This window comes from Undibacterium sp. WLX3042 (assembly GCF_049544825.1).
Taxonomy (GTDB): Bacteria; Pseudomonadota; Gammaproteobacteria; order Burkholderiales; family Burkholderiaceae_D; genus Undibacterium.
The window spans coordinates 2298226-2321863 of sequence record NZ_CP186698.1 but is presented as its reverse complement, the minus strand read 5'-3'; the positions used below and the strand labels follow the sequence as shown (position 1 = coordinate 2321863).

The 23638-nt window shown below is 47.5% G+C and carries 21 protein-coding genes and 1 tRNA gene; 18 read left to right on the top strand and 4 right to left on the bottom strand.

Annotated features, from left to right (window positions below; all coding sequences use genetic code 11):
* Window positions 1–11: 11 nt before the first annotated feature.
* The 10 genes from nuoG (at window position 12) to ACPAOP_RS10495 (ending at window position 10943) form a co-directional block, all read left to right on the top strand.
* A complete protein-coding gene (gene nuoG, locus ACPAOP_RS10540; RefSeq protein WP_423707947.1) occupies window positions 12–2318 on the top strand; it encodes an NADH-quinone oxidoreductase subunit NuoG in 2307 nt (768 codons plus the stop codon).
* Window positions 2318–3388: an NADH-quinone oxidoreductase subunit NuoH gene (gene nuoH / locus ACPAOP_RS10535; RefSeq protein ID WP_423707946.1), complete on the top strand. Its 1071-nt coding sequence runs from the start codon at window positions 2318–2320 to the stop codon at window positions 3386–3388. The genes nuoG and nuoH overlap by 1 nt, the downstream gene beginning before the upstream one ends.
* A gap of 12 nt (window positions 3389–3400) precedes the next feature.
* A complete protein-coding gene (nuoI, locus tag ACPAOP_RS10530; RefSeq protein ID WP_186885127.1) occupies window positions 3401–3889 on the top strand; it encodes an NADH-quinone oxidoreductase subunit NuoI in 489 nt (162 codons plus the stop codon).
* Window positions 3890–3905: 16 nt separating this feature from the next.
* Complete coding sequence (locus ACPAOP_RS10525; RefSeq protein WP_423707945.1) at window positions 3906–4538, top strand: NADH-quinone oxidoreductase subunit J; 633 nt, start codon at window positions 3906–3908, stop codon at window positions 4536–4538.
* A 1-nt stretch (window position 4539) separates the two neighbouring features.
* Complete coding sequence (gene nuoK, locus ACPAOP_RS10520; RefSeq protein WP_186885129.1) at window positions 4540–4848, top strand: NADH-quinone oxidoreductase subunit NuoK; 309 nt, start codon at window positions 4540–4542, stop codon at window positions 4846–4848.
* A gap of 84 nt (window positions 4849–4932) precedes the next feature.
* Window positions 4933–6978, top strand: coding sequence for an NADH-quinone oxidoreductase subunit L (gene nuoL / locus ACPAOP_RS10515; protein ID WP_423707944.1), 2046 nt, complete (start codon window positions 4933–4935; stop codon window positions 6976–6978).
* A gap of 26 nt (window positions 6979–7004) precedes the next feature.
* Window positions 7005–8498 (top strand): NADH-quinone oxidoreductase subunit M, encoded by a 1494-nt coding sequence (locus ACPAOP_RS10510; RefSeq protein ID WP_423678731.1) that lies wholly within the window; start codon window positions 7005–7007, stop codon window positions 8496–8498.
* 86 nt (window positions 8499–8584) lie between these two features.
* A complete protein-coding gene (nuoN, locus tag ACPAOP_RS10505; protein ID WP_423707942.1) occupies window positions 8585–10060 on the top strand; it encodes an NADH-quinone oxidoreductase subunit NuoN in 1476 nt (491 codons plus the stop codon).
* Between the two features lie 12 nt (window positions 10061–10072).
* A complete protein-coding gene (locus ACPAOP_RS10500) occupies window positions 10073–10384 on the top strand; it encodes a DUF2818 family protein (protein ID WP_423678733.1) in 312 nt (103 codons plus the stop codon).
* The gene (locus ACPAOP_RS10495; protein WP_423678734.1) at window positions 10377–10943 is read left to right on the top strand and encodes an NUDIX domain-containing protein; all 567 of its coding nucleotides are present in this window, start codon (window positions 10377–10379) and stop codon (window positions 10941–10943) included. The genes ACPAOP_RS10500 and ACPAOP_RS10495 overlap by 8 nt, the downstream gene beginning before the upstream one ends.
* A gap of 80 nt (window positions 10944–11023) precedes the next feature.
* Here ACPAOP_RS10495 and ACPAOP_RS10490 read toward each other — a convergent pair whose 3' ends face one another.
* Both ACPAOP_RS10490 and ACPAOP_RS10485 read right to left on the bottom strand, forming a co-directional pair.
* The gene (locus tag ACPAOP_RS10490) at window positions 11024–11665 is read right to left on the bottom strand and encodes a CoA transferase subunit B (protein WP_423707941.1); all 642 of its coding nucleotides are present in this window, start codon (window positions 11663–11665) and stop codon (window positions 11024–11026) included.
* Between the two features lie 18 nt (window positions 11666–11683).
* Window positions 11684–12385, bottom strand: a complete 702-nt coding sequence (locus ACPAOP_RS10485) for a CoA transferase subunit A (protein WP_423678736.1) — start codon at window positions 12383–12385, stop codon at window positions 11684–11686.
* A 186-nt stretch (window positions 12386–12571) separates the two neighbouring features.
* Between ACPAOP_RS10485 and ACPAOP_RS10480 the strand changes: the two genes are divergently transcribed.
* Window positions 12572–13132, top strand: a complete 561-nt coding sequence (locus ACPAOP_RS10480) for a LuxR C-terminal-related transcriptional regulator (protein ID WP_423707939.1) — start codon at window positions 12572–12574, stop codon at window positions 13130–13132.
* A gap of 294 nt (window positions 13133–13426) precedes the next feature.
* On the opposite strand, the gene ACPAOP_RS10475 is transcribed toward ACPAOP_RS10480, so the two are convergent.
* Window positions 13427–14203 carry an SDR family oxidoreductase gene (locus tag ACPAOP_RS10475; RefSeq protein WP_423678738.1) on the bottom strand — a complete coding sequence of 259 codons (777 nt, stop codon included), beginning with the start codon at window positions 14201–14203 and terminating at the stop codon, window positions 13427–13429.
* A gap of 358 nt (window positions 14204–14561) precedes the next feature.
* On the opposite strand from ACPAOP_RS10475, the gene ACPAOP_RS10470 reads away from it, so the two are divergent.
* On the top strand, window positions 14562–16190 hold the full coding sequence (locus tag ACPAOP_RS10470) for an electron transfer flavoprotein-ubiquinone oxidoreductase (protein WP_423710006.1): 1629 nt from the start codon (window positions 14562–14564) through the stop codon (window positions 16188–16190).
* A 57-nt stretch (window positions 16191–16247) separates the two neighbouring features.
* Here ACPAOP_RS10470 and ACPAOP_RS10465 read toward each other — a convergent pair whose 3' ends face one another.
* The gene (locus ACPAOP_RS10465; protein WP_423707937.1) at window positions 16248–17042 is read right to left on the bottom strand and encodes a 3-hydroxybutyrate dehydrogenase; all 795 of its coding nucleotides are present in this window, start codon (window positions 17040–17042) and stop codon (window positions 16248–16250) included.
* A gap of 183 nt (window positions 17043–17225) precedes the next feature.
* On the opposite strand from ACPAOP_RS10465, the gene ACPAOP_RS10460 reads away from it, so the two are divergent.
* From ACPAOP_RS10460 to infC, 6 genes are all read left to right on the top strand, one after another.
* Complete coding sequence (locus ACPAOP_RS10460; RefSeq protein WP_423707935.1) at window positions 17226–18050, top strand: alpha/beta fold hydrolase; 825 nt, start codon at window positions 17226–17228, stop codon at window positions 18048–18050.
* Entirely contained in the window at window positions 18050–18400 is a 351-nt protein-coding gene (locus ACPAOP_RS10455) for a RidA family protein (protein WP_423707933.1), read from the top strand. The genes ACPAOP_RS10460 and ACPAOP_RS10455 overlap by 1 nt, the downstream gene beginning before the upstream one ends.
* 8 nt (window positions 18401–18408) lie before the next feature.
* Window positions 18409–20643 (top strand): RelA/SpoT family protein, encoded by a 2235-nt coding sequence (locus tag ACPAOP_RS10450; RefSeq protein WP_423707932.1) that lies wholly within the window; start codon window positions 18409–18411, stop codon window positions 20641–20643.
* 146 nt (window positions 20644–20789) lie between these two features.
* Window positions 20790–20866, top strand: a tRNA-Val gene (locus ACPAOP_RS10445).
* Between the two features lie 217 nt (window positions 20867–21083).
* Window positions 21084–22994 (top strand): threonine--tRNA ligase, encoded by a 1911-nt coding sequence (gene thrS / locus ACPAOP_RS10440; RefSeq protein ID WP_423707931.1) that lies wholly within the window; start codon window positions 21084–21086, stop codon window positions 22992–22994.
* 70 nt (window positions 22995–23064) lie between these two features.
* The gene (gene infC, locus ACPAOP_RS10435) at window positions 23065–23586 is read left to right on the top strand and encodes a translation initiation factor IF-3 (RefSeq protein ID WP_423682286.1); all 522 of its coding nucleotides are present in this window, start codon (window positions 23065–23067) and stop codon (window positions 23584–23586) included.
* Window positions 23587–23638 lie beyond the last annotated feature (52 nt).

Genomic DNA, 23638 nt, shown 5'->3' with positions numbered 1-23638 from the left:
TAGAGTAGACCATGGTTGAAATCGAAATAGACGGCAAAAAAGTCGAAGTCCAAGAGGGCAGTATGGTGATGGACGCTGCCAATAAGCTTGGCACGTATATCCCGCATTTTTGTTATCACAAAAAATTATCTATTGCGGCCAATTGCCGCATGTGTTTGGTAGAGGTTGAAAAAGCACCTAAACCGCTGCCGGCCTGCGCGACGCCAGTCACACCAGGCATGATCGTGCGCTCTCACAGCGATAAAGCGGTGAAGGCGCAAAAAGCAGTAATGGAATTTCTGTTGATTAACCATCCTCTGGATTGCCCGATTTGCGACCAGGGCGGTGAATGCCAGTTGCAGGATTTGGCGGTTGGTTATGGCGGTACAACTTCTCGCTACGAAGAAGAAAAGCGCGTTGTTTTCCACAAAGATGTCGGCCCGCTGGTGTCGATGGAAGAAATGAGCCGTTGTATTCATTGCACACGCTGTGTTCGCTTTGGTCAGGAAATTGCCGGTGTGATGGAATTGGGTATGCTGAATCGTGGTGAGCATTCCGAAATTACCTCTTTCGTAGGCAAGACTGTTGACTCAGAATTGTCCGGTAACATGATTGATCTGTGCCCGGTTGGTGCGTTGACATCGAAACCATTCCGATATTCCGCACGTACTTGGGAGTTGTCCCGTCGTAAATCAGTCAGCGCACATGATGGTTTAGGTTCTAACCTGATTGTTCAGGTCAAAAATAATAAAGTAATGCGCGTTGTTCCTTTCGAAAACGAAGAGATCAACGAGTGCTGGATTTCTGATAAAGACCGCTTCTCTTATGAGGGCGTGAACAGTGCTGAGCGTCTGACTAAGCCTATGATCAAGCAAGGCGGTCAATGGCAAGAGACTGATTGGCAGACAGCGCTGGAGTATGTTGCCCATGCCATGCGTAATATTCGCCATGAACACGGTGCTGATTCTGTAGCTGCGGTCGCAGCACCAAACTCTACAGTGGAAGAATTATTCCTGCTGCAACGGATAATCCGTGGCATCGGTTCTGATAATGTTGACTTCCGCTTACGTCAGTCTGATTTTGCACTGAGTGGAAGTATTAAACCTTGGCTGGGAACTTCCATAACTAAATTCGCGCAGTTGAAGAATGTATTCGTTATCGGTTCATTCTTGCGTAAAGATCATCCATTGTTGGCCGCGCGCCTGCGTCAGTCTGTGAAGTCGGGCACGAAACTCAGTGTGCTGAATGCAACCGATGATGATCTGCTGATCAAGTTAGCAAATAAAGCGATTCTGGCACCTTCGTTATGGGCTCAGTTCCTTGCTGAGGTAGCGGTTGCCGTAGCAACTATAAAAGAGATCGCGAAACCTGCGGGCCTGGAATCTGTTGATGCTGGAGCACTTGCTCAAAGTATCGCAGCGACCCTGTTGTCTGGCGACGCCGGCGTATTTTTAGGCAATACCGCTTCGTATCATCCGGAAGCCTCACGCCTGCACGCACTTGCACAGTGGATTGCCGAGCAAACTGCTGCAGATTTCGGTTACCTGACGGAAGCTGCAAACACCGTTGGTGGCTATCTTGCAAATGCGATTCCAACTAACAACGCTAAACCAGTATTTACTGAAGGAAAGAAGGCGTACGTTGTGCTTCACGCGGAGCCAGCTTTAGACAGTGCAAATCCGCTTCAGGCAGAGAAAGCCTTGTCCGCGGCTGATATGGTTGTAGTTATGTCACCGTTCAAGCACGGAGCCGAATACGCAGACGTTTTATTGCCAGTCTCTCCATTCACCGAAACGGCGGGGACGTTTGTCAGTTGCGAAGGACGTGTTCAGAGTTTCCATGGTGTAGTCAAGCCACTGGGAGAAACACGCCCAGCATGGAAAGTTCTGCGTGTCTTAGGCAATTTGCTTGGCCTCGATAATTTTGACTACGAAACTTCAGAGGCCATTCGCGATGAAGCTTTGGGTGGTAGCGACGTGATTGAGAAACTGAGTAACACTTCTGCTTTGAAACCTGCGCTGGCGACTGCGTCTGCGGCAGGTCTGGAGCGTGTCGCCGATGTCGCCATTTACAGTACTGACGCTATCGTAAGAAGAGCGGAATCATTGCAAAAAACGGCAGACGCACGTACGCCTCAGGCATGGATCAGCAAGGCACAGGCAGAAAAAATCGGTGTATCTGCTGGTGATATGGTGAAAGTGACGAAGGCCGGAAGTATTCTGTTGAATGTTGGCATCGATGGATCTTTACCTGAAAATGTAGTCCGGGTTTCAGCAGGTTCGGTACTGACTAGTAAGCTGGACGGTATGTTCGGTGCTATTAATGTGGAGCGTGCATAATGAATTGGCTGCTCACTGTACAAACTTTCGGTCAGGGTGTCTTTGGCTACTTCTGGCCTCTGGTCTGGAATCTGATCAAAATTATTTGCGTCGTTGCTCCTATCATGGGTCTCGTTGCCTATCTTACTTTGTGGGAACGTAAGATGATAGGCTGGATGCACATCCGTCTTGGTCCTAACCGCGTCGGACCAGCAGGTCTGTTACAGCCGATTGCTGATGCGGTTAAGTTGCTGCTGAAAGAAATTGTTGTCCCGGCAAAAGCTAATAAGGTACTTTTTATCCTCGCACCTATTATGACCATTATGCCAGCGCTGGCTGCGTGGTCTGTCATTCCTTTCGGCCCTGAAGTCGTGCTCGCGAATGTCAATGCGGGCTTATTGTTGATCATGGCGATCACCTCAGTTGAGGTGTACGGCATTATCATCGCTGGATGGGCATCTAACTCGAAATACTCGTTCTTGGGGGCGATGCGTGCATCCGCTCAGATGATTTCCTATGAAATTGCAATGGGTTTCGTTCTGGTCATCGTACTGATGGTCTCCGGAAGTTTGAATCTGACGGACATCGTTAACTCTCAGACAAAAGGTCATTTTGCTTCGATGGGCTTGAATTTCCTGTCCTGGAACTGGTTGCCATTGCTGCCGATGTTTGTTGTCTATGTCATTTCCGGGATTGCTGAAACGAACCGTCATCCGTTCGACGTGGTTGAAGGCGAATCAGAGATCGTCGCAGGGCACATGGTTGAGTACTCAGGTATGTCTTTCGCCATGTTCTATCTGGCGGAATACGCCAATATGATCCTGATTTCTACAATGGCATCCCTGATGTTCCTGGGTGGTTGGGATGCACCTTTGAATTCCATCGTATTGAACTGGATTCCAGGTTGGATCTGGCTCGGTTTGAAAACATTTGTTGTTGTTTCTATGTTTATCTGGGCTCGTGCTTCTTTCCCGAGATACCGTTACGATCAGATCATGCGTTTGGGTTGGAAAGTGTTTATTCCCTTAACCCTGGTGTACCTGGTATTTGTCGCCGCATGGATACAAACTTCATGGAATATTTGGAAGTAAGAGGCTGAAAAGATGGAAGCAATCAAAGATTTTTTTGGCAGCCTGATGCTGCGCGAACTGATAAAAGGACTGGCATTGACAGGTCGCTACATGTTCGCCCGCAAAATTACTGTCCAATTTCCAGAAGAAAAAACGCCGCAGTCACCACGTTTCCGTGGTTTGCATGCGTTGCGTCGCTATCCTAATGGAGAAGAACGTTGTATCGCATGTAAATTGTGTGAAGCCGTCTGTCCTGCGATGGCAATTACGATCGAATCTGATCAGCGTGAAGATGGCAGCCGTCGGACAACTCGCTATGACATCGATCTGACCAAGTGTATTTTCTGCGGCTTCTGTGAAGAGTCCTGCCCGGTTGATTCCATCGTCGAGACACATGTATTTGAATATCACGGTGAAAAGCGCGGCGATCTCTATTTTACGAAAGAGATGTTACTGGCAGTCGGTGATCGCTATGAACCACAAATTGCAGCCGCTCGTGCTGCTGACGCTGCATATCGCTAATTAGAACGGTTTCAATATGGAATTTACTACTGCATTATTTTATGTTTTCGCAGCGATTCTTGTGCTAGCTGCGACGCAGGTGATTACCGCCCGTAATCCAGTGCATGCCGCATTGTTCTTAGTGCTGTCGTTTTTCTCTGCTGCGGCAATCTGGTTATTGTTGAAAGCCGAGTTTCTGGCCATTGTTTTGGTGTTGGTGTATGTCGGTGCGGTTATGGTCTTATTCTTGTTCGTGGTGATGATGCTGGACATCGATATTGATAAGTTAAGAGCCGGATTCTGGGGACACCTCCCTTTGGCAGCAACAATCGGTGTCGTAATCGTCCTGGAAATGTCTGCTGTTTTATGGCGTGGATTCTTACGTCCGGATAACCATGTACCTGCCGCAGCTGACACCATAGGCAACACGAAAAATCTTGGTATCGAAATTTTTACCCGTTATACATTTGCGTTTGAAATTGCAGCGGCAATTCTGTTGCTTGCCATCGTTGCAGCCGTTGCATTGACTTTACGCCGTCGCAAAGATACTAAATATTTTGATCCGGCAAAAGCTGTAAAAGTGAGAAGTGCTGATCGCGTTCGCGTTGTAAAAATGAAAGCAGAATCCGAACGTAATTTAACTTCATCGACAGAAAAGCAAGAGGGCTGATATGGCTTTGACACTGACACACTATCTGATACTTGGCGCTATTCTGTTTGCGATTTCTATCGTTGGTATTTTTTTGAATCGAAAAAATATTATCGTGCTGCTGATGGCGATTGAATTGAATTTGCTGGCAGTGAATATGAATTTCATTGCGTTCTCTCATTATCTGGGTGATGCGGCAGGGCAGATCTTTGTATTTTTTATTCTTACAGTTGCTGCAGCTGAGTCTGCGATTGGACTGGCTATTCTCGTGGTCTTGTTCCGTAATCTGGATACGATTAATGTAGAAGATCTGGACGCTCTCAAAGGATAATGTTTCATGGGGGCGGAAGCAGTATGCATCTTCCTCATCATTCGCTGGCGATTTAAAAAAGTAATAAGCTAAAAAAGGGTCATCATGGCGGGGCAACTTAACCCACAACTACTATTAGCAGTACCTCTGGCTCCATTGGCAGGATCTGCCATTGCCGGTTTACTGGGCACCAAATTTTTTGGTAACGTCGTAGGGCGTAAAGTTTCACACACCGCGACTATACTCGGTGTGCTGGTTGCATTCATTATTTCGTGCATGACACTGAACGCTTTGATGAATGGTGCGCCAGTTTACAACGCTACCTTGTATCAATGGATGCAGGTAGCTGGTTTAAAACTAGAAGTCGGTTTTCTGGTTGATAATCTGACTGCGATGATGATGTGTGTGGTGACCTTTGTGTCGCTGATGGTGCATATTTATACCGTTGGTTACATGGCCGAAGATGAAGGCTATAACCGCTTTTTCTCATATATCTCGCTTTTCACTTTCTCCATGCTGATGCTCGTTATGAGCAATAATTTCCTGCAACTGTTTTTCGGTTGGGAAGCTGTCGGTCTGGTATCTTATTTGCTGATCGGTTTCTGGTACACCAAACCGACGGCTGTCTATGCCAACATGAAGGCATTTTTGGTTAACCGTGTCGGTGACTTTGGTTTCATACTTGGTATCGGTTTGTTGCTCGCCTATGCCGGTTCGATGAATTACACAGAAGTTTTCGCCAAAAAAGAAGAACTTGCGAAACTGATTTTCCCTGGAACTGACTGGATGCTGATTACGGTTGCATGCATCTGTTTGTTTATCGGAGCGATGGGTAAATCTGCGCAGTTTCCACTGCATGTATGGCTGCCTGATTCGATGGAAGGTCCAACCCCGATTTCTGCGCTTATTCACGCAGCGACCATGGTTACTGCTGGTATTTTCATGGTTTCTCGTATGTCGCCGTTATTCGAATTGTCGGATACTGCTTTGTCATTTATCTTGGTGATCGGTTCGATAACTGCGCTGTTTATGGGTTTCCTCGGTATTATCCAGAACGACATTAAACGCGTTGTCGCATATTCCACATTGTCGCAGCTCGGGTACATGACGGTTGCATTGGGCGCTTCTGCGTACTCGGTTGCTGTATTTCATTTGATGACACACGCTTTCTTTAAGGCACTTCTGTTCCTTGCTGCCGGCTCTGTCATCATTGGTATGCATCATGATCAGGACATCCGTAACATGGGTGGATTGCGTAAATACATGCCGATTACCTGGCTGACGTCATTGTTAGGCTCGTTAGCGCTGATTGGTACTCCTTTCTTCTCAGGGTTTTACTCCAAAGACAGTATCATCGAGGCTGTTCAGGCGTCTCACATTGCTGGTTCTGGCTTTGCTCAGTTTGCTGTCTTAGCAGGTGTATTTGTCACAGCGTTTTATTCCTTCCGTATGTACTTCCTGGTGTTCCACGGAAAAGAAAATTTTGGTCACGCACATGACCATCATGACGCACATCACGCAGCGGATGATCATGATGAGCATCATCACGGATTGGCTCCGGGTCAAAAACCTCATGAATCACCTTTCGTCGTCTGGTTCCCGCTGGTGATGCTGGCAATTCCATCAGTCGCCATCGGTTTTATAGCAATAGAACCTATGCTCTTCGGCAGTTTCTTTAAAGACGTTATTTTTGTCAACGAAGCTCACCATGCGATGGAAGAGTTAAGACATGAATTCCACGGTCCTGTCGCAATGGCAACTCATGCTTTGACAACAGCTCCATTCTGGCTGGCGTTGGCAGGCGTGGCTGTTTCCTATTTCTTCTATATGGTGAAGCCGTCGATACCGGCCGCCATCAAGAAGAATGCAAGTGCTGTCTATACGCTGCTGGATAATAAATACTACATGGATCGCTTTAACGAAATCGTGTTTGCCGGCGGAGCACGTTTCCTTGGGCGCGGGCTGTGGAACGTCGGTGATAAGGGATTGATTGACGGACTGGTCGTGAATGGTAGTGCAAAACTGGTAGGATGGTTTTCGAAGCTTGTTCGCTTATTCCAGAGCGGGTACATCTATCACTATGCTTTTGTAATGATATTAGGCGTGTTGGCATTCCTCGTGTATTTCATGCCATTCCCTTTTGCTAAATAAGTGACCTCGGCTAAAAAAATATAATCATGATGCAGTCAACTTCCTCCTTACTCAGCCTGGCGATCTGGTGTCCAATCGCATTTGGTATTTTTGTTCTGGCTTTTGGCCGCGATAGTAACCGTGGTTTAGTTCGCGGCGTCTCTCTGCTTGGTTCTTTGGCCAGTTTTATCGTCACTGTGCCGCTGATTACTAACTTCAATAATTCAGCACATGGTATGCAGTTTGTTGAAAAGTTTGCCTGGATAGAGAAATTTAATATTTTCTACTCACTTGGTATCGATGGCATCTCTCTGTGGCTGGTGCCATTGACGGCGTTTATTACTGTCATTGTAGTGATTGCTGCGTGGGAAGTTGTCGAGAAACAGGTCGCCCAGTACATGGGGGCTTTTCTGATTCTGTCTGGCCTGATGATCGGTGTTTTCTGTGCTTTAGATGGCATGTTGTTTTACGTGTTCTTTGAAGCGACACTAATTCCGATGTATATCATCGTTGGTGTCTGGGGTGGTCCGAACCGCGTTTATGCGGCGTTCAAGTTCTTCTTGTACACATTGCTTGGTTCTTTACTGACACTGGTTGCTATCATTTATCTTTATATTAAGGCTGGTCATTCATTTGACATCCTGGTCTGGCACAAACTGCCTCTGCCGATGTCGACTCAGATTGCGATCTTCTGCGCGTTCCTGATGGCGTTCGCTGTGAAGGTACCGATGTGGCCAGTGCACACTTGGTTGCCAGATGCACACGTTGAAGCACCGACAGGCGGTTCTGTAGTGTTGGCTGCAATCATGCTCAAGCTTGGTGCTTACGGTTTCCTGCGTTTTTCGTTGCCTATCGCACCGGACGCAAGCCACTATATGGCTGGCTTCATGATCACTTTGTCTCTTGTTGCTGTGATTTATATTGGCCTGGTTGCACTTGTACAAGCGGATATGAAGAAGCTGGTCGCGTATTCATCCATTGCGCACATGGGTTTTGTCACACTGGGTTTTTTCATGTTTAACGACATGTCTGTTCAGGGTGCGATTGTGCAAATGATTTCACATGGTTTTATTTCAGGTGCGATGTTCCTGTGTATCGGTGTGTTGTATGACCGTGTGCATTCGCGTCAGATTGTTGACTACGGTGGTGTTGTCAATACCATGCCTAAATTTGCGGCGCTGTTTGTTCTGTTCTCAATGGCGAACTGCGGCTTGCCAGCAACTTCAGGCTTTGTTGGTGAGTTCATGGTGATTCTTGGCGCAGTAAAGTTTAACTTCTGGATTGGCATGCTGGCCGCAACAGCGTTGATTTTCGGTGCAGCGTATTCTTTGTGGATGGTCAAACGGGTTGTCTTCGGCAAGATTACTAATGATCATGTTGCTCATCTGAGCGATATTAATGCACGTGAATTTTTTATGTTAGGCGTATTGGCGATCGCTGTGATCGTAATGGGATTGTATCCAGCACCATTTACCGACGCGATGCAAGTTTCCGTGACTGATCTTTTGAAGCATGTGGCGACGTCAAAGTTACCGCTTTGATTGAGGATATAGACAAGTAAGCCCGTCGACAATTTTCGTTGCGCTAATTGTGTGACAGCAGATTAATGCTAGTAGAACTGAATAATATGAACTTCACACCACTTTATCCTGAAATATTTTTGCTGCTGGCAATCTGTACTATTTTGCTGGTTGATATGTTTTTGCCTGATAACAAACGTAATCTGACATATGTCATGAGCATACTTGCGTTGTTTGTTTGTGGTGCGCTGACTATCTCGACTTCAAATAGCGACGGCTCAACTTATGTTGCGAATAACATGTTCGTTTCCGATCCAATGTCGACTTTGCTGAAGTTGTGTTCTTACGTAGCAGTGGGTGCAACTTTCATTTATTCGCGTCAATACGTATCCGATCGCGGTATGACAAATGGAAAGTTGGGCGGCGAGTTTTATGTCTTAGCTTTGTTTTCGTTGTTAGGCCAAATGATCATGATTTCGGGGAATAATTTCCTCATCATCTATCTTGGCTTGGAACTGATGTCCTTGTCTCTGTATGCACTGGTGGCGTTGCGCCGTGAACATACACAATCAACCGAAGCGTCAATGAAATACTTCATTCTGGGTGCACTCGCGTCCGGTTTCATGCTCTACGGTATTTCCATGTTGTACGGTGCGACAGGTTCTTTGGAATTAGCAGAAGTCGCTAAGGTAGCGAGTTCTCCGACTGCAAATAAGACAATTCTGGTATTTGGTATTGTCTTCCTCGTAGCAGGTCTGGCATTTAAGTTAGGCGTTGTTCCGTTCCACATGTGGGTTCCCGATGTATATCAGGGGGCCCCTACGGCAGTGACATTGTTACTGGGTGGTGCGCCGAAATTAGCAGCCTTTGCTATGACATTCAGGTTATTAGTCGAAGGCTTGTTCTCTCAGGCGGTAGATTGGCAGCAAATGCTGGTTGTCCTCGCTGTACTGTCTATGGCAATTGGTAATCTCACTGCTATAGCCCAGACCAATCTGAAGCGTATGCTCGCTTATTCTACGATTTCACATATGGGCTTTTTGCTGTTGGGTCTGTTATCCGGTGTCGCTCACGGCAATACCACTCTTGCTGCGGATGCTTACAGTGCCGCGCTGTTTTACAGCATCACCTATGTGCTCACCACTTTGGGTACCTTTGGCGTGATCATGTTGCTGGCACGCTCAGGTTTTGAGGCAGAAAATCTGGATGATCTGAAAGGGCTGAATAAGCGTTCACCATGGTTCGCTCTGGTTATGTTGTTGTTGATGTTCTCGCTCGCTGGCATCCCGCCATTGATGGGCTTCTACGCAAAGTTATCTGTATTGCAGTCTGTCATGGCAACTGGTCAGGTATGGTTATCAGTCGTCGCTGTGTTGTTCTCTCTGATCGGAGCGTTCTATTATCTTCGTGTTGTTAAACTGATGTACTTTGATGATGCGACTGATAGCGCTTTAATTAGCCCTAGCGTAGATGTCCGCCTCGTACTGAGTCTGAATGGACTGGCTGTTTTGATTCTTGGAATTGTGCCAGGTGGCTTGATGACTGCATGTTTGAATGCAGTTGTAAAGACACTCGCATCATAAGGTTGGTTTCTTTTGACTAGTCTGACTTCCGTCTGGCTCATCGTATTGTTGGCAGTGATCGCTGCCAACATACCCTTTGTGAATGAACGCTGTTTCGCAGTTTTTGCGTTACGGCGTTTTTCTTTTATTAAGCCATTTTGGGTGCGTTTGCTTGAGCTGCTTATTTTCTATTTTTTGATTGGTGCTGTCGGCTTTTTTTTGGAAAGCAGAAGTGGTAATCGCTTCCCGCAAGGATGGGAGTTTTTCGCAATAACCGCTTTTTTATTTCTGGTTTTAGCGTTTCCCGGATTTGTCTTCCGCTATCTGAGGCGGCAGCGTGACTGATAGACTTTCAGGGGAGGCGCATTTGCGTGAGGAAAAGATCAGCGGTGGTCTGGTTTATGCCGGTGATTTTCTGAAGGTCCAGAAGGACACAGTGTCTTTGCCTGATAGCAATGTTGCTACCAGGGAGTTTATACGTCACCCGGGAGCAGTCGTCATCATCCCCGTATTTGATGATGGCAGTGTTTTGCTTGAACGTCAGTTCCGCTATCCGCTGAATCGTGTTTTTATTGAATTTCCAGCAGGTAAAATTGATGCTGGCGAAGATCCATTGATTTGTGCAAAAAGAGAGCTGCGTGAAGAAACTGGTTATAGCGCGACTGATTGGCGGCATATCTTTACTATCCACAATGCAATCGCGTATTCGGATGAAAGGCTGGAGATTTACGTTGCACGTGGATTAACAGCCGGGCAGGCGTCTTTAGATGATGAAGAATTTTTGGAAACCTTTACAGCCACGCCAACGGAAATGCTGAAATGGGTGAGAGAAGGCAAGATTACCGATGTAAAAACAGTGATAGGTACTTTCTGGCTGGAAAAAATACTGAACGATCACTGGTAAATGAATTATCAGGTATCGAAAATAAAAAAAGCCGGCTCAATTCTTGCCGGCTTTTTTCGCTTTTGAATCAGCAGGATTGTTTATTGAAATGCGCTGGTATCGATTCGAGCTTCGGTTTTTGCGACAACTTCGTCTACACTGATACCGTGAGCAAGTTCAATTAACTTGAAGCCGTCAGGCATTACATCAATCACTCCCAGGTCGGTAATAATCCGGTTGACGACGCCAACGCCGGTTAATGGCAGATTGCAGGATTTCAGCAGTTTATGTGCATTGTCTTTTGCGACGTGCTCCATCAAAACCACGACACGACCGACACCAGCGACAAGATCCATCGCCCCACCCATACCCTTGACCATTTTGCCTGGTATCATCCAGTTAGCGAGGTCACCGTTTTCGCTGACCTGCATTGCTCCTAAAATAGCGAGATTGATTTTACCGCCGCGTATCATTCCGAACGAGTCTGCCGAGCTGAAAATCGAAGATCCCGGCAGCGTAGTTACTGTTTGCTTTCCGGCGTTAATCAGATCCGGGTCAACTTCATCTTCGGTTGGAAATGGGCCAATTCCCAACAAACCATTTTCTGATTGCAACCAGACCTCCATGCCCGCTGGCACATGGTTAGCCACCAATGTAGGCAGACCTATGCCGAGATTGACGTAAAATCCATCTTGCAACTCCAACGCTGCGCGCGCAGCCATTTCATCACGATTCCATGCCATATTCGTTCTCCTGGTATTTTATTTAGTCGGACGCACAGTACGTTGTTCGATGCGTTTTTCCGGATGCGCATTGACAACGATACGATGCACAAAAATACCCGGAGTATGAATTTCGTCCGGATCCAGATCGCCTGTTTCTACCAGTACTTCGACTTCCGCAATAGTGACTTTCCCTGCCATGGCAACGTTAGGATTGAAATTACGCGCCGTTTTACGATAGACCAAGTTGCCGGCCTTATCTGCTTTCCAGGCTTTAACTAACGAGACGTCAGCAACCAGGGATCTTTCCATCACATATTTCTGACCATCGAATTCACGAATTTCTTTTCCCTCGGCTACGATAGTACCGACGCCGGTTTTCGTAAAAAATGCTGGGATACCGGAGCCACCAGCGCGCAACTTCTCTGCCAGCGTTCCTTGCGGAGTAAATTCGAGCTCTAATTCACCAGCCAGATACTGGCGTTCAAATTCTTTATTTTCACCGACGTACGACGAGATCATTTTTTTGATCTGGCGTGTTGTCAGTAATTGACCAAGTCCAAAGCCATCGACTCCGGCATTATTAGAGATCGCGGTCAATCCCTTGACACCAGAATCGCGCAAAGCTGCAATCAATGCTTCTGGTATGCCACACAAACCAAAACCACCTACCGCAATCGTCTGCCCATCTTTGACTACATCAGCCAGGGCGGCCTTTGCGTCAGGGTATTCCTTATTCATTATTTGTCTCCTCGCAGATATTCAGTGAAATACTTATCCATTTTTTTTCGCAACAACACGAATAGCGGTTGATTGCGTATTACTTTTTTCAGATTAGAGCTCAGCATAAGATGCTGCGCTATACTCCGCAATACCGTAAAACTACCTGAATAAATTTACCTTATCCATCTGAACAAGAATAGCCATATGATAGAGACGCACACGATTGATTTTGAGATTATTTTCCAACAAGCACCGATAGGAATGTGTGTGTCTCAAAACCGTATAATTTGTGCCTGCAATGATGATCTTGCACAGATGTTTAACTATGAGAAAAACGATCTGATTGGGCAGTCTTTCCAGATACTTTATCCCAGTCCTGATGAGTTTGAACGAACCGGCGCACGCATCACACCCATCATGAATGCGAAGGGGTCATATTCTGACGAACGCATCATGAAGAGAGCGAATCAGGAGTTATTCTGGTGCCATGTAACGGGACGAGGGTTGCTAAAAAATGATCCACACGCGGCAGGAATATGGACATTTGAAGACCTGAGTGCAAAGCGCCCTGTAAGCGCGGAACTGACACCAAGAGAAAGAGAGATTGCAGCTCTTCTTGTTGAGGGGAAAACCAGTAAACTGATCGCCAGACAGATATCACTTAGTCCGAGAACCGTTGAAATGCACAGGGCTAAGCTGATGAGAAAATTTTCTGCCGCAACATCAAGTGAGCTCGTGCATAAGCTGTTGGGGATTATGCGTTGACTTACTGTGATGTGTGCTGGATCAGCATCTGCTTAATAGGTGCTGCTTACGTACACTTTCCAGGTGCGGGGAAGGTAGTTTTGAAGTTTTATTCAGCGACCATCGTTTAGCGCTTCGCATGTTGACAATGTATGGGCAGGTTACATCCACTGACAGTATGCTCGTGTCGGAAATGACCATTTTTGCTATTCCGGTCTCAGTGATGATGTTGAAATTTTTCGACTCGTATGGTCAGGAGTGTTGTCCTGCTCATACGAGTTCACTGACAGAGATATAGCCGGTAACCGGTATCGGTTATTGCACACTCATTCCATCATCTGCTGTGACGATTGCGCCGTTCAGGAAGCGCGACTCTTCTGCAGCCAGCAATAACAACAGTCCATCCAGATCTTCTGGTGTTCCGACACGCTTGCGCGGCAGTATGTCTATCAGTTTTTGCCCCTGTTCAGTGTCGAAATATTCCTGATTGATTTCCGTCGAAATATATCCGGGGCAAATCGCATTGACATTAATGCCGTATTTTCCCCATTCAACTGCCATTGCCTTCGTCATGTGTATGACTGCGGCTTTGCTCATGCAGTAGATGCCAATTTGTGGGAGTACGCGCAGCCCCGCGACTGAAGCAATGTTGATAATGCGGTGTTGCTTCCGTTGATCGCCTTTATATCTGGTGATCATCCGTTTCGCGGTTTCCTGTGCTACAAAGAATGAACCCCGTTGATTGGTGTCCATCACATAGTTGTAATCATCTGGTGTGACATCGACCAGACGTTGTGTCGTTGAGACACCTGAGTTATTGATCAGAATGTCGATAGGTCCAGCTTCGGTTTCAGCATGGGCGATCGCTGATTTGATGCTGGCATAATCTGTTACGTCCAATGCGACGACGTGAGCTGCACCGCCATCGGCTTCAATTTCAGCGCGTAATTCTTTCAGTCTTTCGACGCGCCGGGAAGCCAGTACCACTTGCGCACCAGCTTTCGCCAGCACTTTCGCAAAGCGTGCCCCCAAACCGCTGGATGCACCTGTAATCAGTGCGATTTTTCCTTCAAAATTAATTTCTATTCCCATCATGATCTCCTGCAAAATTTTGGATAAGTTCAGTATTCTGTCTGATGCACTATCATGACATACGGTGTCCTGCTGTGTGGCTCAGAATGTAGCGCGCGCCTCTTTTTCATCAATAATCCTAAGAGATTCGTCGTTTTAATTGGTGCGGGCTGAACACTGCTCTGCGATAATTATCTTTCGCCAACACTAAGAGTCAGTTTTTCCGCAATGGATGTCTTCGTCTAATCGCTTGCTTGCGCATTGGCAGTCCAACAGATAACATGCGGTGATTAATTTAGCACGTTCGTTCGAAAATTATTTTAAAGCGATTACAGTCATGACCCAAAACATTCTTGAACAGTACGGTCCCCGCGATGCGATGGAGTACGATGTCGTCATTGTCGGCGGCGGTCCTGCAGGCTTGTCTGCCGCGATCAAACTCAAGCAGCTTGCCGCGGAAAAAGGAAATGAAGTTTCCGTTTGCGTGCTGGAAAAAGGCGGTGAGCTTGGTGCGCATATTCTCTCCGGAGCTGTGATGGACCCGACAGCGCTGGCCGAACTTTTCCCTGACTGGAAAGAACTTGGCGCACCTCTGAATACTGAGGTGACAGAAGACCGGTTTTTATTCTTATCTGAAACTAAAGCGTATAAAACACCGAACTGGATGCTGCCTGCCTGTTTCCAGAATCATGGAAACTATGTAATTTCACTGGCGAACGTAGTGCGCTGGCTGGGACAACAGGCGGAAGCATTGGGCGTCGAGATTTTCCCGGGCTTTCCGGCAGCAGAAATCTTGTATAACGACGACGGATCTGTAAAAGGCGTTGCAACCGGCAATATGGGCGTGAACCGCGAGGGTGAGCCCGGTCCGGCATTCCAGCTCGGCATGGAGTTGCACGCAAAATATACTTTGTTTGCTGAAGGCGCACGCGGACATCTTGGTAAGCAACTGATCGCAAAATATAAGCTGGATGCGGGTAAAGACCCTCAGACTTATGGTATCGGGATTAAAGAGTTGTGGGAAATTGATCCGGCAAAACATCAACCAGGCTTGGTAATTCACACGGCCGGCTGGCCGCTGGATAACGCGACCTACGGCGGTTCTTTCCTGTATCACCTGGAAAATAATCAGGTTGCAGTCGGTTATGTGGTCGGGCTTGGATATGAAAATCCTTACCTTTCTCCGTATGAGGAGTTCCAGCGTTATAAGACTCACCCCGAAATCCGTCAGTTCTTTGAGGGGGGTAAGCGGATCGCTTACGGGGCGCGTGCGATTACAGCCGGTGGTCTGCAGTCATTGCCTAAGCTGACTTTCCCGGGTGGTGCATTAATTGGTTGTGATGCCGGTTTCCTGAACGCCAGCCGCATCAAAGGCAGTCACGCTGCAATCAAGACCGGGATGTTAGCTGCAAATGCGGTATTTGATGCGCTGGGTGAAAATCGCCAATACGATGAAGTTACTGCGTACAGTACAGCATTTGAAGCCTCCTGGTTGCACGAGGAGTTACACAAAGCTCGTAACTTCAAACCGTCCATGAGTAAAGGTCTGGTACTGGGTACGTTGATGGTTGGTATCGATCAGGTCGTTTTTGGCGGTAAAGCACCGTGGACGCTGAGACATACACATGCTGATCACGAATGCCTGCGTCCCGCGTCTGAGTTTAAGCCTATTGTCTATCCGAAGCCGGATGGTAAACTGACTTTTGATCGTTTGTCTTCCGTGTTTATCTCTAACACGAATCACGCGGAAGATCAGCCTATCCATCTGACTTTAAAAAATAGTAATGTCCCGGTTGAGGTGAATCTGGCGAAATATGCCGGGCCGGAAGTGCGTTACTGTCCCGCCGGTGTGTACGAATTTACGAAGACCGATGATGGTAAGGATCGTTTGCAGATCAATTCACAGAACTGTGTTCATTGCAAGACCTGTGACATTAAAGATCCGACGCAAAACATCGTGTGGGTAACCCCGGAAGGTGGTGGTGGACCAAATTACCCTAACATGTAAAACTGAAAAAGCCGCTGTTTCCTGACAGCGGCTTTTTTTATAAGGGGAAAAATCTGCTTATTGTGCGGCCCATCCACCATCCATGTTCCAGGCGACGCCTCTGATCTGACTAGCGGCATCGCTACAAAAAAATACTGCCAGAGCCCCAAGTTGTTCCGGAGTCACGAATTCTCCAGAAGGCTGCTTTTCTGCGAGCAGCGCTTTTTTTGCCGCTTCATTGCTGATGTTATCCCGCTCGGCGCGGGCATCGACCTGTTTTTGTACTAAGGGTGTCAGTACCCATCCCGGGCAAATCGCGTTACATGTAATTCCCGTTTGCGCGTTTTCGAGCGCTGTTGTCTTTGTCAGTCCGATCAGGCCATGTTTTGCCGCAACGTAGGCAGATTTCTGTACTGACGCGACTAGGCCGTGTACGGACGCGAGATTAATGATGCGCCCCCAGTTTTTCTCTTTCATATACGGTAATGCCAGCCTTGTCGTATGGAAGCAGGAGGTCAGATTAATCGCAATAATGGCATCCCATTTTTCGACCGGAAAATCCTCAATATTGGCAACATATTGAATGCCCGCATTATTCACCAGTATGTCGACACCACCAAATGTTGTGCTGGCAAATGCCATCAAGGCGGTAATCTCACTGGCTTTGCTCATATCGGCATTGTGATAAGCCGTTTTGACGCTGAATTTTTCTTCAGTGGCTTTCTGAATTGCCTGAATCTCATTCTGATCACCAAAGCCATTAAATACAATGTTTGCGCCCGCGGCAGCGAGAGAGTGTGCAATACCCAAGCCGATTCCTGATGTTGAACCTGTTACCAGGGCTGTTTTCCCGCGTAAAAAAGATGCTTGCATGTTGACTCCTGACATTAGTTATATAAAAAAGCATGCGTAACAAAGCGAATGTGAATGATTTTAAGCTTAACGATCGGTAAAATGTGCGTTACCAGCAGTAGTAAAAATACTATCTCAGAGGAATGCCTCATGCAGCCAAGGCGTAATACCGTTCAATGCTTGTCTCCGTCGGGACTGCATACCATGTCCTACAAAGAGTGGGGTGATCCTGAAAATTCCAACGTACTGATCTGTGTACACGGTGTGACGCGGGTTGCCGATGATTTTGATGCCGTCGCTTTATCTCTGTCTTCCCATTACCGGGTAGTCTGTCCTGATGTTGTTGGGCGTGGCTGTTCTGGCCGCCTACGCAATCCCTTGCACTATCAGTTGCCGCAATATGTCAGTGACATGGTGACTTTGTTAGCGCGTTTGCAGGCAACAACTGTCGATTGGCTCGGTACCTCGATGGGCGGGCTGATAGGAATGGGAATTGCTTCGTTGGAAGGTAACCCGATACGTAAGCTGATCTTGAATGATGTTGGGCCTGCGCTAAATCCTGAGGCTTTGTCACGAATCGGCACTTACATTGGTGAGGATTTACAGTTTCGTACTTTCGAAGAGGCTGCTACGTACATTAAAACGATTTCGCTCTCATTTGGTGAGCATACTGAAGCGCAGTGGAGTAAGCTGGCGCGAGATGTGTTGCGACAGACGCCCGATGGTCATTGGCGCAAGCATTATGATTTGTCCTTGGCGGAAGTGTTTAAGGCGACGACGCCGGAAATGATTGCAGCGGGCCAGGCAATGCTCTGGGCTGCGTATGATGCGATTCGTTGTGAAACCTTGCTGGTACGCGGTGCTGAGTCTGATCTGCTGACAGCAGATACTGCGCTTGCAATGACCAAGCGCGGCCCGTGTGCTCAGCTGATTGAAGTGCCTCACGTCGGACATGCGCCAACTTTTGTCAGTGAAGAGCAAATCAAACTGGTGCGTGGTTTTTTGTTAAATGATAAACAGAGTGAATGATGGAAATAAAGAGATTGCACGTTGGTAAGCGCTTATCTGAAGTGGCGATATGTAATGGCATAGTTTACCTGGCCGGGCAGATACCGGAAGATGTGAGCCAGGGCATTGCCGGGCAGACGAGAGAGGTGCTTGCTCATGTTGATCGCCTTTTGTCGGAAGCAGGTAGTGATAAATCGCGGATTTTATCTTGTCAGATTTTTTTGTCTGATATCAGTCAGATTGGTGAGATGAACACCGTCTGGGATGAGTGGGTTGCAGAAAATAATTCACCACCACGCGCGACCGTAGAAGCCCGGCTGGCCAATCCTGACTGGTTGATAGAAATCGTTGTAACAGCAGCGCAAAAATAAAGAATTGTATGGTATCGACATCCGTTGCCGCATCAGAATCGCAGTTATTGGAAGGGCTTTCTGAGGCAGAGAAAGACCGCCTCATTTCGGCACTTGAATTTGTCACACCGTTTTACGCGGAAAGAGAGGTTGTGACCGGACAAAATGCGCTGCAGTTTGTTCGCGGGGTTGCCTCCACGCTGGCGATGTTGCGTACTGATATCGATTCTCGTATCGCCGCATTATTATTTGAATTACCTGAATTAAGCCCGGTCGCGGCTGAGCAAATCGAGGCCCGTTATGGTCGCGAGATTGCTGATCTGGTCAGTGGCATACGGCGTCTGATGAAACTCCGGGAAGCCGCACTGACCCATCATGCTGTCGGTCATGGTAAAGATGCTGCTGAGAAAGCCGCAGCGCAGATGGAGACGCTGCGTAAGATGATGCTGGCAATGGCTACTGACATGCGGGTCGTCCTGATCAGGTTGGCGTCAAGGGTCACAACCCTGCGTTATTTTGCTGAGTGTAAGCGTGAAGATAGCGCGACGCAGCAATATGCCAGCGAAACGATGAACCTGTATGCGCCGCTGGCTAACAGGCTGGGCGTGTGGCAACTGAAGTGGGAACTGGAGGATTTATCGTTTCGCTTTCTTGAACCCGCACAATACAAACGCATTGCAAAGATGCTGGAAGAAAAGCGTGTCGAGCGTGAGAGTTTCGTTGCGACCGCACTGGCGCGTTTAACTTCTGAACTGAAAAATGCCGGGATTAAAGGCGAGGTGTCTGGCCGTCCTAAGCACATTTACAGTATCTGGAAAAAGATGAAGGGTAAGTCAGTTAATTTTGACGAACTCTATGATGTGCGTGCGTTCCGGGTTGTTGTTGACGATATCAAAGACTGTTACACAGTACTTGGACTTGTGCATAACGTCTGGGCACCGATACCGAAAGAATTTGACGATTATATTTCCCGCCCAAAACCCAACGGTTATAAATCCCTGCATACGGTCGTTGTGGTTGAGGATGGCAGGCCGCTTGAGGTGCAGATTCGCACGAAAGAGATGCATCAGTTCGCAGAATACGGCGTCGCTGCGCATTGGCGTTATAAAGAGAGTGGCGGCTCTAACTTCACGGCGCAAGAATACGACGAAAAAATCGCCTGGCTGCGACAGTTACTTGCCTGGAAAAGCGAGGTTGCTGATGCGGTCGTTGAGCATGAAGATATACAAAGAGAGTGGGTGGAAAAACTTAAATCTGCGAGTCTTGATGAGCGGATTTACGTGCTGACACCACAAGCGAGAGTGATCGAGTTGCCGCGTGACGCGACACCGGTAGATTTTGCTTATCAGCTACATACGGATGTTGGCCATCGTTGCCGTGGTGCTAAAGTTGATGGCGTGATGGTGCCTTTGAACACGCGTCTGCAGAATGGGCAGACGGTCGAAATCATCACGCTGAAGGCAGGATCTGCTCAGTCCGGCCCATCGAGAGACTGGCTGCATTCCGAGTATTCTGTCAGTACACGTACCCGTAGCAAAATACGGGCTTGGTTTAATGCGATTGATCAGCAGGAAACCCTGGCATCTGGGCGGGCAATGGTTGAAAAGACTTTGCAGCGTGAAGGTAAAACCGCCGTCAATCTCGAAGAGTTGGCGCGGAAGCTGGGATTTGCCGCGTTAGATGATTTGTTGCTGTCCGTCGGTAAAGAGGAGTTTAGTCTCAGGCAGATAGAAACCGCGCTCAGGGATAGTCCGGTTGAAGCTCCTGTTGATCTGAATATCACGAACAAGAGTCGTGCATCGAGTGTGACGCTGGGTGCAAAGTCCGGTGTGCTGGTCGTCGGCACAGACGGATTAATGACGCAGCTCGCACGGTGTTGTAAGCCTGCACCGCCGGACGATATCGTCGGATTTGTTACGCGTGGTAAGGGTGTTTCGATTCACCGGCTGACCTGCAAAAATTTCGCAGAAATGCGTAATAAGGCACCCGAACGGGTGATACAGACCACCTGGGGTGAACACGGAAAGGACACTGTTTATCCGGTTGATATTTTTGTACTGGCGCAGGACAGGCAGGGTTTGCTGCGCGATATTTCAGAGGTCTTTTCTAAGGAAAAAATTAATGTAGTCGGTGTCAATACGCAGAGTGCAAAATCTCAGGCACGCATGTCATTCACGGCAGAAATAGGCGGAACCTCACAATTACAAAAAGCCTTAGCAACCATTCGCGAAGTGAGTGGTGTGCTTGAAGTCCGGAGGCAATAAAGCTTGAGAGTGATTGCAGGTGCGCTGCACGTGTGTGCTGAGATGGTAAAACAGGTAAAACACACCGATTACTGTCTGCCTCACAGAAAAAGTTAGGTTCAGGACTAGCAATTGTCCGTAGGACTCTGCTATACTTCGGTTTCTTTAGACGCGTAGCTCAGCTGGTTAGAGCACTACCTTGACATGGTAGGGGTCGTTGGTTCGAGTCCAATCGTGTCTACCATCGAATTCAAGAAGTAAAATTATTTTTAGATAAGAGCGAGAAAGGCATCCTGGTTATGACACCGCGAACTACCACGCAAATGGTTTGGGAGCGACTCTAGTCGAGGATCTTTTTCGTCTGTATCAATTTTGAAAAAGCACGGCTAGCCGTGCTTTTTTTTCGTCTTTAATTTTCTCATCGCAAATTTCGGCAAACTTCTGCCACTATGGAGAGTGACATGGTCTCAGTAAAACTTCCTGATGGTTCACAACGTCAATTTGATGCACCTGTAACCGTGGCGCAGGTAGCTGCCAGCATCGGTGCTGGTCTTGCAAAGGCGGCGCTCGCGGGCAGAGTTGATGGTAATCTGGTGGATACCTCATTCCTGATTGAGCGTGATGCTGAGCTGGCTATTGTGACCGACAAAGATGCGGATGGGTTGGATGTGATTCGTCATTCGACAGCGCATTTGCTGGCTTATGCAGTAAAAGAATTATTTCCAGATGCACAGGTGACAATTGGTCCTGTGATCGAAAACGGCTTCTATTATGACTTTTCTTATAAGCGTCCGTTTACGCCGGATGACTTGCTTGCGATAGAAAAGAAAATGACTGAGCTCGCTAAAAAAGATGAGCCGGTTGTTCGCAAGGTGTTGCCGCGGGATGAGGCCGTTGCTTACTTTAAATCGATAGGTGAGGCCTATAAGGCAGAAATTATTGAGTCTATTCCTGTTGATCAGGATGTTTCTCTTTACACGGAAGGTAAGTTCACCGATTTGTGTCGCGGACCGCACGTGCCTTCGACCGGTAAGCTGAAAGTCTTTAAGCTGATGAAGCTCGCTGGTGCATACTGGCGCGGCGACTCTAAGAATGAGATGCTGCAGCGCATTTACGGTACTGCATTTGCAAAAAAAGAAGATCAGGAACAGTACCTGCACATGCTGGAAGAGGCTGAAAAGCGTGATCACCGTAAGCTAGGGAAGGCGCTTGATTTGTTTCATTTTCAGGATGAGGCACCGGGCTTGGTATTCTGGCATGCGAAAGGCTGGACTATCTGGCAGCAAGTAGAGCAGTACATGCGTAAGGTTTATCGGGACTGTGGCTACCAGGAAGTGAAAGGACCACAGATTCTTGATAGTAGTCTGTGGGGAAAAACCGGGCACTGGGATAACTACAAAGACAATATGTTTATCACTGAGTCGGAAAATCGCTCTTACGCGCTGAAACCGATGAACTGCCCTGGGCATGTGCAGATTTTTAATTCCGGGATGAAGAGCTATCGCGATCTGCCTTTGCGGTTTGGCGAATTCGGTCAGTGTCATCGCAACGAGCCGTCCGGTGCTCTGCACGGAATTATGCGTGTGCGAGGCTTTACTCAGGATGATGGACATATTTTCTGTACTGAAGAGCAGATTCAGGATGAGGTGATCGCATTTCATCCCCAGGCCATGAAAGTTTATGACGACTTTGGTTTTAAAAATATTGCGATCAAACTGGCTTTGCGACCAGAAAATCGTATTGGTAGCGATGAAGTATGGGACACTGCTGAAGAGACGCTGCGCGCCGGCTTGCGCGCCTGCGGTGTGACGGAGTGGGAAGAATTGCCGGGTGAGGGTGCATTCTATGGTCCGAAGATCGAATATCATCTGAAGGACAGCTTGGGACGCCCGTGGCAAGTCGGTACCATGCAAGTTGACTTTTTCATGCCGGGACGTCTGGGCGCTGAATATGTAGCGGATGACAATAGCCGTAAAGTTCCTGTCATGCTGCATCGTGCTATTGTTGGCTCCATGGAGCGCTTCATCGGAATTTTGATTGAAAACCATGCTGGCGCTTTGCCTTTGTGGTTGGCTCCTGTGCAAGTTTCTGTGCTGAACATCTCTGAATCTCAGGCGGAATACGCAAAATCTGTTGCTGAAATCCTGAAGAAACAAGGGTTTAGAGTGAACACGGATTTGCGTAATGAGAAAATTACCTATAAAATACGCGAGCACTCTATACAAAAAATGCCTTACATAGTAGTCGTCGGTGATAAGGAAAGAGATGCAAATACAGTCGCTGTGCGTACGCGTGGCAATCTGGATCTGGGGGTAATGCCTCTTGATGCCTTCATAGCTCGTTTAAATAACGAAGTAGAAAATAAGGTTTAACAGATCAGTCCGCTATCTTGCCTGGGGTGAGATTGCATGGTAAAGATTTAATTTTTTAAAGGAAACTGCAATAGCTACCGAAAGAACACATCGTATCAACGGAGAAGTAACTGCGCCTGAAGTGCGCTTGTCTGGCGTTGATAATGAACCTCTGGGTATCGTTAAACTGAGTGAGGCATTCCGTTTGGCCGAAGAGGCTAATGTGGATTTGGTGGAAATTGCACCCACTGCCCAGCCTCCTGTCTGTCGTTTGATGGATTACGGCAAGTTTAAATATCAGGAGCAGAAAAAAGCTCACGAAGCCAAGCTGAAACAAAAAGTTATCTTGGTGAAAGAAGTAAAATTCCGTCCTGGTACAGATGATGGTGATTACAACATCAAGCTGCGTAATCTGATCAAGTTTTTGGACGATGGCGATAAAACAAAGATCACTTTGCGTTTTCGCGGTCGTGAGATGGCGCATCAGGAAATCGGTATGCGTGTGCTTGAACGTCTGAAGCTTGATTTGGAGCCTTACGGCCAGGTAGAGCAGTTTCCAAAAATGGAAGGACGCCAGATGGTTATGATTCTGGCGCCGAAGAAAAAGAAATAAGTATTTTGTAGTACCTGTTTGGTACGGGTATTACGAAAGATCTGTTTCGTCA